General features: G+C 65.9%; 6 protein-coding genes and 3 pseudogenes. 4 read left to right on the top strand and 5 right to left on the bottom strand.

The annotated features are described in order from the left end of the window. The coding region (locus M6444_RS07495) for a hypothetical protein (RefSeq protein ID WP_298325032.1) at positions 1-180 on the bottom strand (180 nt) is incomplete at its 3' end. 162 nt (positions 181-342) lie between these two features. Here M6444_RS07495 and M6444_RS07490 point away from each other — a divergent pair. Next, the gene (locus M6444_RS07490; RefSeq protein WP_298325029.1) at positions 343-1434 is read left to right on the top strand and encodes a DUF4185 domain-containing protein; all 1092 of its coding nucleotides are present in this window, start codon (positions 343-345) and stop codon (positions 1432-1434) included. 6 nt (positions 1435-1440) lie between these two features. Here M6444_RS07490 and M6444_RS07485 read toward each other — a convergent pair whose 3' ends face one another. Further along, positions 1441-2709 (bottom strand): DUF4032 domain-containing protein, encoded by a 1269-nt coding sequence (locus M6444_RS07485; RefSeq protein WP_298325027.1) that lies wholly within the window; start codon positions 2707-2709, stop codon positions 1441-1443. Between the two features lie 118 nt (positions 2710-2827). Continuing rightward, complete coding sequence (gene ugpC, locus M6444_RS07480) at positions 2828-3949, bottom strand: sn-glycerol-3-phosphate ABC transporter ATP-binding protein UgpC (RefSeq protein ID WP_298325025.1); 1122 nt, start codon at positions 3947-3949, stop codon at positions 2828-2830. A 275-nt stretch (positions 3950-4224) separates the two neighbouring features. On the opposite strand from ugpC, the gene M6444_RS07475 reads away from it, so the two are divergent. The 3 genes and pseudogenes from M6444_RS07475 to M6444_RS22915 all read left to right on the top strand — a co-directional run. Beyond that, positions 4225-4662, top strand: coding sequence for a CBS domain-containing protein (locus M6444_RS07475; RefSeq protein ID WP_298325023.1), 438 nt, complete (start codon positions 4225-4227; stop codon positions 4660-4662). 309 nt (positions 4663-4971) lie between these two features. Continuing rightward, positions 4972-6453 (top strand): annotated as a pseudogene (locus M6444_RS22920) (glycoside hydrolase family 18 protein); the annotation flags it as partial. A 129-nt stretch (positions 6454-6582) separates the two neighbouring features. After that, a pseudogene (locus M6444_RS22915) lies at positions 6583-7461 on the top strand (chitinase); the annotation flags it as partial. Positions 7462-7754: 293 nt separating this feature from the next. Here the strand turns inward: M6444_RS22915 and M6444_RS07465 are convergent. After that, the gene (locus tag M6444_RS07465) at positions 7755-8225 is read right to left on the bottom strand and encodes an NUDIX domain-containing protein (protein WP_298325016.1); all 471 of its coding nucleotides are present in this window, start codon (positions 8223-8225) and stop codon (positions 7755-7757) included. A 1-nt stretch (position 8226) separates the two neighbouring features. After that, positions 8227-8453: pseudogene (locus M6444_RS07460) on the bottom strand (transcriptional regulator); the annotation flags it as partial.

Genomic DNA, 8453 nt, shown 5'->3' with positions numbered 1-8453 from the left:
GTACTCGTAAGCGCTGAGGTCGCTGTTGGTGATGGGCGAGGGCGCTCGGTAGTTGTCGGTCGTGAGATCTTCAGCAGCAGAAGCCGGCCAGGCAGATGTCAGGAGCAGCGCTGTGCCGGCTGCCGCACACCCGGCCAAAGTGCGCGCACGAAGGCGCAGGTGAAACGTGTTGTGACTCAATTCCAACATCCTCTTACTCATGTGCCCGCGCGGAGCACTGTAACAGCCGCGCACGCGTCGATCGGCAGTTGATGGCGAGCCGAGGGCCGCGTCGCCATTGACGATGTCCGCGACATCCTGAATGATCCTCGGTAATCGATTTCTGAACGTGGAGGGGTGGACATGCAGACCGACGACGAGCGGCCGCGCACGGTGAGTCGCTCCACCTTCCTCAAGGCCGCCGCCGGCGCGTTCGGCGGGGCGTCGTTGCTGGGCAAGGCGGCAGTTCCGGCTTCGGCCAACGCCATCCAGGTCACCAAGATCGCCGATCTCACCGGCCCCGGGCTCACGACCCGGTTCCGTATGGAGGCCACCGACCTCGGAGTTCCTGCGCGCACGCCCGACGGGCGCGTGCTGTTCGTTTTTGGTGACACCTTCGAAGAGGCCCGCGTCGGCGGGGGATGGTGGCGCTCCCCGGTCGCCTTGTGGTCGACGACGAGCGACCTGAACACCGGCGTCACGTGGTCCGGCGCCGTGGGCGGCGAGGCGGCGCAGCAATTGTGGCACTACGAGCACGACAACCCGGTGTTCTCGACGGTGCTGCCATCCGACGTCATCACGATCGGCGGCACCATGTACCTGCACGTCATGGTGAACAAAGGCCTCGGCAACGTGGTGTGGACCGAGATCTGGCGGTCCGACGACTCCGGCGCGAGCTGGCAGCACACCGGCGCCGAGTTCCCGCCGGACCTGCACGGCGGCATGTTCCAGTTGTTCACCTGGGGCCTGGGGAACGACGGCTTCGTCTACGTGTACTCGACCGGATTCCAGCGTGACAAGCCGATCATCCTGCACCGGGTGCCGCAGGACCGACTCACCGACCTGGCTGCCTACGAGCCCTGGGGCTATCGCGACGGCGTCTGGGCCTGGGGGAACCCGCCGACGCCGATCCTCGAAGGGAGCTTCGGCGAGCTGTGCCTACGCCCACTCGACGGGAAATGGGTCCTCACGTGGTTCAACGCGGGCGACTACCGGATCGACGGCATCATCATGGACACCCCGACGTCCAACTTGTACACCGCCCACCGTCGCACGTTGATCTGGGGCGGGGCGTGGGGCGAAGAGGACGACGCCCACGTCGCGCAGCTGTACGGCGGTTACGTCATTCCGGGGTCGACGTTGGACGACCTGCATCTGTCGGTCAGCCAGTGGAACACGGCGGAGGACTGGCCCTACCGGGTCATGCAACATCGGATCCGCGGGTTCGCCGACTGAGCGGACCTACTGCAGGTCGGTCCACGAGATCCGGAACGGCTGAGTGTCGGCCGGATCCGCCGTGGTGCCGCCCAGGATCGCCAGCTCGTCGGGCTTGTGCCGCAGGACGTTCTCGGCGTAACTGCGCGCGGCCTGGACCAAACCGACATCGTGACCGCGCTGTTCGGAGAGGTACCACCGGTGTTCTAGCACCTCGTGGTAGATCTCGGGAGCCTCGAGCTTGCCCCGCAACTCGCGCGGGATGGTGCGGATGACGGGTTCGAAACAGTTCAGGACCCAGGCGTTGGCGACGATCTCTTCGTCCTCGCCCTGCTGATCGGTCATGGCCGCGTACGCGTCGAGATCGTTGAGCAGGCGCCGAGCCTGGTTCTCCTGTGCATCGATCCCGGTCAGGCGGAGCAGCCGACGAGAATGGTGGCCCGGGTCGACGACCTTGGGCTGCACCTTGATGGTGCGCCCGCCGATGTCGGTGACGATGTCCAGCTCGTCCACATCGAATCCGAGCTCGTTCAACCGCTCGACCCGGCGGGCGATGCGCCAGCGTTCGGTGACGTCGAAGGCCTCCCACTCGGTCAGCTCGCCCCACAGCGCTTCGTAGCGCTCTATGACGTGGTCGCTGGTCGCGATGGGGTCGATCGTCTCGTCGAGCTGCCCGGCGGCGAGGAGATCCATCATCTCCCCGGCGATGTTGGTCCGAGCGATGTCGAGATCATGGGCACGCTGGCCGTCGCTGAGCGCGTTGTGCAACTCGCCGGTCTCGGCGTCGACCAGGTACGCCGCGAACGCGCCGGCGTCACGCCGGAACAACGTGTTCGACAGGGAACAATCGCCCCAGAAGAAGCCGGTGAGGTGGAGTCTGGCCAGGAGCACCACCAGCGCGTCGGTCAACCGCTCGACGGTGTCGCGGCGCATCATCCGGGCGAACAGCGCCCGGTAGGGCAACGAGAACTGCAGGTGTCGGGTGACCAGGACCGAGTCGAGAGGAGTGCCGTCGGGTGCTTCTCGCCCGCTGACCACTCCGACCGCCTGCACCGCGGGGACGTCGAGCCGGGCGAGGTCCCGCAGCATCTGGTACTCGCGGTCGGCGAAGGACTGCACGATCTCCTTCAGCGCGTACACCCGCCCGTTCAGGCGAGTGAACCGGACGACGTGGCGTGAGATGCCTCGTGGCAGCGCGACCAGGTACCACTCGGGCCACTGCTCCAGGGGCATGTCCCAGGGCAGGTCGAGTAGCGCTTGCTGCTCACTCGGCGCGGCCAGGATCCGAAGTTCCATGGTGACTAGTGTCCCTGGTCGATGTGACGATGCGATGACCGTCGTCGAAACGGACGGCGCCGCCGACCCCGCGGTGGGGTCGACGGCGCCGTCGGTGCAGCCGTGACGAGGTGCGGCGTCAGGGGTTGAGCCGCTCGCCGGTCTTGACCGAGAAGAAGTGCTCGCTGCCGGGCCGGATCTTGAACGTCACCTTCTCGCCCTTGCCTGGAACGTTGCGCGGCTCCACGCGGGCGATGATGGTGTCGTTGCGCATCCGGTCAGTCTGCAGTTCGGAGTCCGGACCAGCCGGCTGGCCGTACACGTAGGCGTCGGCTCCGAGTTCCTCGACGACGTCGACGACGATCGGGATGCCGCCGGCGTCCTCGCTGGACACGGGCTCGAGTGCCTCGGGACGGAAGCCCAGGGTCACGGTGTTCGACCCCTCTTCGGCCACCTTCGACGCGATGGACGCCGGGATCGGCACGTCGGCGTGGCCGAGCTTGGCGCGGCCGTCCGCGATGTCGAACGTGGCGATGTTCATGGCCGGCGAGCCGATGAATCCGGCGACGAACACGTTGGCCGGCTTGTCGAACAGGCCCAACGGGCTGTCCACCTGCTGCAGCAAGCCGTCCTTGAGCACCGCGACACGGTCGCCCATGGTCATGGCCTCGATCTGGTCGTGCGTGACGTAGACCGTGGTGATACCCAGGCGGCGCTGCAACGACGCGATCTGGGTCCGGGTGGACACGCGCAGCTTGGCGTCCAGGTTGGACAGCGGCTCGTCCATGAGGAACACCTGCGGCTCCCGGACGATGGCCCGGCCCATCGCGACACGCTGGCGCTGACCACCGGAGAGGGCCTTCGGCTTGCGGTCGAGGTACTCCTCGAGGTCGAGCAGCTTGGCGGCTTCGCCGACCCGCCGGCGAATCTCGTCCTTCGGGGTGCCGGCGATCTTGAGGGCGAAGCCCATGTTGTCGGCTACCGACATGTGCGGGTAGAGCGCGTAGTTCTGGAACACCATCGCGATGTCGCGATCCTTCGGCGGCATGTGCGTGACGTCGCGGTCGCCGATACGGATGGAGCCCTGGTCGACTTCTTCGAGGCCGGCCAGCATGCGCAGGCTGGTGGACTTACCGCATCCGGAGGGTCCGACGAGGACCAGGAACTCCCCGTCCTCGATGGTGAGATCGAGACTGTCGACTGCTGGCTTGTCTTGGCCCGGATAGATCCGGCTCGCCTTGTCGTACGTGACCGTAGCCATCGGTACTTCCCTTCACCGGCAGGTACGTGCCGGACGATCCGTTGTGAAGTGGACGGGGTATTCAGTTGTCCGCACGAGGGTGGCCCAACCATGCGGGTCTGGCGAGACTATACCTAAGGCGTGACCGGCGTCACGCGCGAGTGGCCCACATCACTCGCCCGCGCGCACCCGGCCCGGCGCGAGCGATGTGCCCAGATGGCTTTCCTGAACGGCTCAGGCATCGTACGGTGCTAGGACTCGGTTTTCCCGCGTGCTCCGCGTGGCAAGGAGGCCCAATGCGAATCATTGACCTCATCCGAAGCAAAGGCGACGACGTCGTCACCGTCGAGCCGGAGTTGACCGTACGCGGGCTGCTCGCGGTCCTGGCTGAGCACCACATCGGCGCCGCGGTCGTCACCGGCCCCGACAACGCCATCGTCGGCATCGTGTCCGAACGCGACATCGTCCGGGCCCTCGCGTCGCACGGCGCCGCCATCCTGTCCGAGCACGTGTCGGCCATCATGACGGCGGAGGTGAAGACGTGCCGGCTGGACACTCACGTCGAGGAACTCGCCGAGGCGATGACCGAAGGCCGGTTCCGGCACATGCCGGTGCTGGAGGACGGCCGTCTGGTGGGCATCGTCAGTATCGGTGACGTCGTCAAGAGCCGTATCACCGAACTCGAGGTCGAGCGCGACTCGTTGTCGACGTATATCCGCACGGCATCCACCTGAGCGTTTCGGCCTCGGCTGGTCGGACGATCTTCATCGCACCGTTCGCACCACTGGCCATAGGCAACCGGACACACTTGGGCCGTCCGCCCGCGCAGCGGGTCCGGTTTTTGGCAGGCTGCCCGACGCGTGGCACGTGAGACCGCCTGTGTAACACTCACGCGTCCGCGTCGAGGTCACACGCCCTCGTGACCGAGAACCGGGGAGCCCGATGTCCCGTCATCGAACATCGGGCTCTCCGGCCGGTTGTCTCTCCGAGATGTTCACTCTTGGCAGCGCCCACTACTTCTGCTAACTTTCTTTCCAGTTTCAGTGAAGCGCCTTTTCCGGGAATCGGCGAGACCTACGAGACATACGAGTCTCGTCGTGATCATCGGGGAGTCAATCCCTGAGTCATGGCACTCGTGCGTCCGTCGACGTAGGACGATCCGAGGAGTCACTGTGAGCAACCGATGGCGCACGACCGCGGCCTACAGCGCCGCCTTGGCCCTGACCGCTACCGGCCTGGCGACATCCGCCGTCGCGCAACCGGCCGATTCGAACGCAGCCGCGCCCACCGATCGCGCGGCACCGGCGGCGGAATCCGGCTACCGCAGCGTCGGGTATTTCACCCAATGGGGAATCTACGGTCGCGATTTCATGGTGAACGATCTCGATGCCAGCGGCGCCGCGCAGGATCTGACGCACATCAACTACGCCTTCGCCAACATCCATCCCGACTCGCTGACCTGCTTCGAGGCCAACCAACCCAACGGTGCCAAAGACTCGCCGACCGAGGGCGACTACGCCGGCGACGCGTGGGCGGATTACGGCAGGGGCTTCAGCGCAGCGGAATCGGTGGACGGCGAAGCCGACACCTGGGACCAACCACTGGCCGGGAACTTCAACCAGATCAAGGAGTTGAAGGCCAAGCACCCGCATCTCAAGGCGATGGTGTCGATCGGCGGATGGACCTGGTCGCGGCACTTCTCCCGAGCTGCGGCCACCCCGGAGTCTCGCGAGACGTTCGTCTCGTCATGCATCGACATGTTCATCAAGGGCAACCTGCCCGTGATCGACGGGCGTGGTGGTGACGGCGCCGCCGCCGAAGTCTTCGACGGCATCGACATCGACTGGGAATGGCCCGGTGCGCCGGCGGACAAACAGCATCCGGGCAACCATCGGTCGGATGCGGACAAAGAGAACCTCGTACTTCTGCTCGCCGAGTTCCGCAGCCAATTGGACGAGCTCAGCGCGGAAACCGGCGATGATTACGAACTCAGCGCGTTCCTGCCTGCTGACCCGGTTCTCATCGAAGCGGGCTGGGACGTGTCCCAGCTTTTCGACTACCTCGACTTCGGCAACGTCCAGGGCTATGACCTGCACGGCACCTGGAATCCGGACACCGCCGGGCATCAGGCGAACCTGTACGACGACCCCGCTAACCCGCTGGACGAAGCGCAACAGTTCAGCGTGGACGCGGCCATGACGTATTACACCGACCACGGGGTGCCGGCGTCCAAACTGACGATGGGCATCCCGTTGTACGGCCGGGGATGGAGCGGCGTCGAAGACGGCGGCACGCACGGCGCCTGGCAGTCCGCCTCGGGCGCCGCACCTGGCGAGTTCCCGGAGGAAGCCGGGACCGATCGCTATCGCAACCTGCGCGACGGGACGATCTTCCATGACGAGCAGGCGATGGCCTCGTGGTCGTACGACGGCACCCAGTTCTGGTCGTTCGACGATCCCTGGTTGGTGAATCGGAAGGCCGACTACATCGAGGCCGGTGGCTTCGGCGGCGCCATGTGGTGGGACCTCGCGGGGGACTACGAGAACGAACTGGTCGGTCTGATGGGCGAACGGCTGGCGACCGGCGGTGGCGGAGACGGCGGAGACGAGCCCGGTGATGATGAGCCCGGAGACGACAGCGGTGGTCAGCAGGACGGGGCTTGGCTGACCGGTTACTGGCACAACTTCGACAACGGCTCCACCGTGCTCGAGGTCTCCGACGTGCCGGCCGCCTACAACCTGCTGGCCATCGCCTTTGCCGACAGCGTCGCCGGATCGCCGGGCAGCATCGAGTTCAACCTGGACACTGCGGGCTTGGGCGGATACACCGTCGACGAGTTCAAGGCCGACGTCGCCGAGCGGCAAGCTGCGGGCGGCACCGTCGTGATCTCCGTTGGTGGCCAGAACGGGCACGTCAGCGTCACCAATGCCACCGAGGCGGCCAACTTCGCCCAGAGCACCCATGCCTTGATGCAGGAGTACGGGTTCGACGGCGTCGACATCGACCTCGAGCACGGTATCGATGCGACGTACATGGAGCAGGCTCTGCGGCAGCTGCGCGATCTCGCCGGCCCGGACCTGATCATCACGATGGCCCCGCAGACCATCGATTTCCAGGCGCCGTCGTATGCCTACTACCAACTGGCACTCGGCATTCAGGACATCCTGACGATCGTCAACATGCAGTACTACAACTCCGGGTCCATGCTCGGCTGCGATCAGCAGGTGTACGCGCAGGGCACCGTCGACTTCCTGACCGCCCAGGCGTGCATTCAACTCCAAGCAGGTCTCGACCCGGACCAGGTCGGGCTGGGGCTACCGGCGGTGCCGTCGGCAGCGGGCGGCGGATACCAGCCGGCGGACAACGTCACCGCCGCGCTGGACTGCCTGGCCACGGCGAGCCGGTGCGGTGCCTTCGTGCCGGATCAGCCCTGGGGGCCGATCGGTGGCGCGATGACGTGGTCGGTCAACTGGGACGCCACCAACGGATTCGAGTTCGCCAACGTCGTCGGCTCGTACCTCGGCACCGGCTGACGTCTCGACCTACCGCCCACATTCGGTGCAGTAGACCACCTCGTGGGGCCCGAACGGGGCGTCGAGGTAGGTGGTGACGTCGTGCTCGGTGACACGTTCACACCGAGGGCACTGCTGCCGCCGCGTAGTTTCGAACCTGCTCATCGAAGTCCCTCCGCCGCCGGGGATCGGTGTTGGGCCGGCGCCCTACCAGGGGTCCGGTGTGGGCGTCCTTATAGAGCAGGACGGGTTCGCGCCTCGATCATGACGCCGATCGAGGCGCGAACCCATTGCGGTCGTCGGCTGATGTGCGGTCAGCCGAGGTACGGAACCTCGCGGTGTTCGAGAAAGTGATCGATCCGGAGCCGCTGGGTGGGGTGGATGGACAAGCGCTCGAGTCCGGCGGTGTCGACGAACGTGACGGAGGTCGACTCGCTCGAGCGACGCAACTCGCCGCCGACGAGCTTCCCTGCGAAGCACACATTGAACTGCTGCCGGACCTCGCCGTCCTCGTAGGCGATGACATGGCTGGGGTCGCTGTAGATCCCGACGAGGCCCGTCACGTCAACGGTCAGGCCGGTTTCCTCACGAACCTCGCGCCTCGCACACGCGGCAAGAGTCTCGCCCGGCTCCATCGCGCCGCCGGGCAGTGCCCACCTCCCGGAGTCGGTGCGTTGCACCAACAGCAGCCGGCCTGATCGGTCGAGCACCGCAACGGACGCCGCCACCACGATCGAATTGGGAAATGGCGCGTCAGGGTCGTGGTAGTAGTCGGTGCGCGCCACGTCACCACTGTACTGGACGGGACTGCTCCCAGACGGCCTCGAACGACTGCAGGTAGCTCTTGGCCATTGAGCCAGATTGGGTTTGCCGCAAGTGCCAAATCGGCGCGCCGAACGCGTTGATTCCCCATAGATGCGAGTTGACGAGGAGCTCTTGGTCGGAACGGTAGATGCTGTTGTACAGCGTCGTTCCGTGCATTCGAACTTCAGCACCGGAGCGGTCAGCGAGTG

It is taken from the genome of Haloactinopolyspora sp., assembly GCF_027324685.1.
Taxonomy (GTDB): Bacteria; Actinomycetota; Actinomycetes; order Jiangellales; family Jiangellaceae; genus Haloactinopolyspora.
The sequence above is the reverse complement of the archived record's forward strand: the minus strand, read 5'-3'. Positions and strand labels throughout refer to the sequence as shown.

What these genes read in the sequence shown, in the direction of transcription:
- M6444_RS07475 (WP_298325023.1), top strand. Translation starts at nt 4,225, where the DNA reads ATGCGAATCATTGACCTCATCCGAAGCAAAGGCGACGACGTCGTCACC.
- M6444_RS07485 (WP_298325027.1), bottom strand. Translation starts at nt 2,709, where the DNA reads ATGGAACTTCGGATCCTGGCCGCGCCGAGTGAGCAGCAAGCGCTACTC.
- ugpC (WP_298325025.1), bottom strand. Translation starts at nt 3,949, where the DNA reads ATGGCTACGGTCACGTACGACAAGGCGAGCCGGATCTATCCGGGCCAA.
- M6444_RS07490 (WP_298325029.1), top strand. Translation starts at nt 343, where the DNA reads ATGCAGACCGACGACGAGCGGCCGCGCACGGTGAGTCGCTCCACCTTC.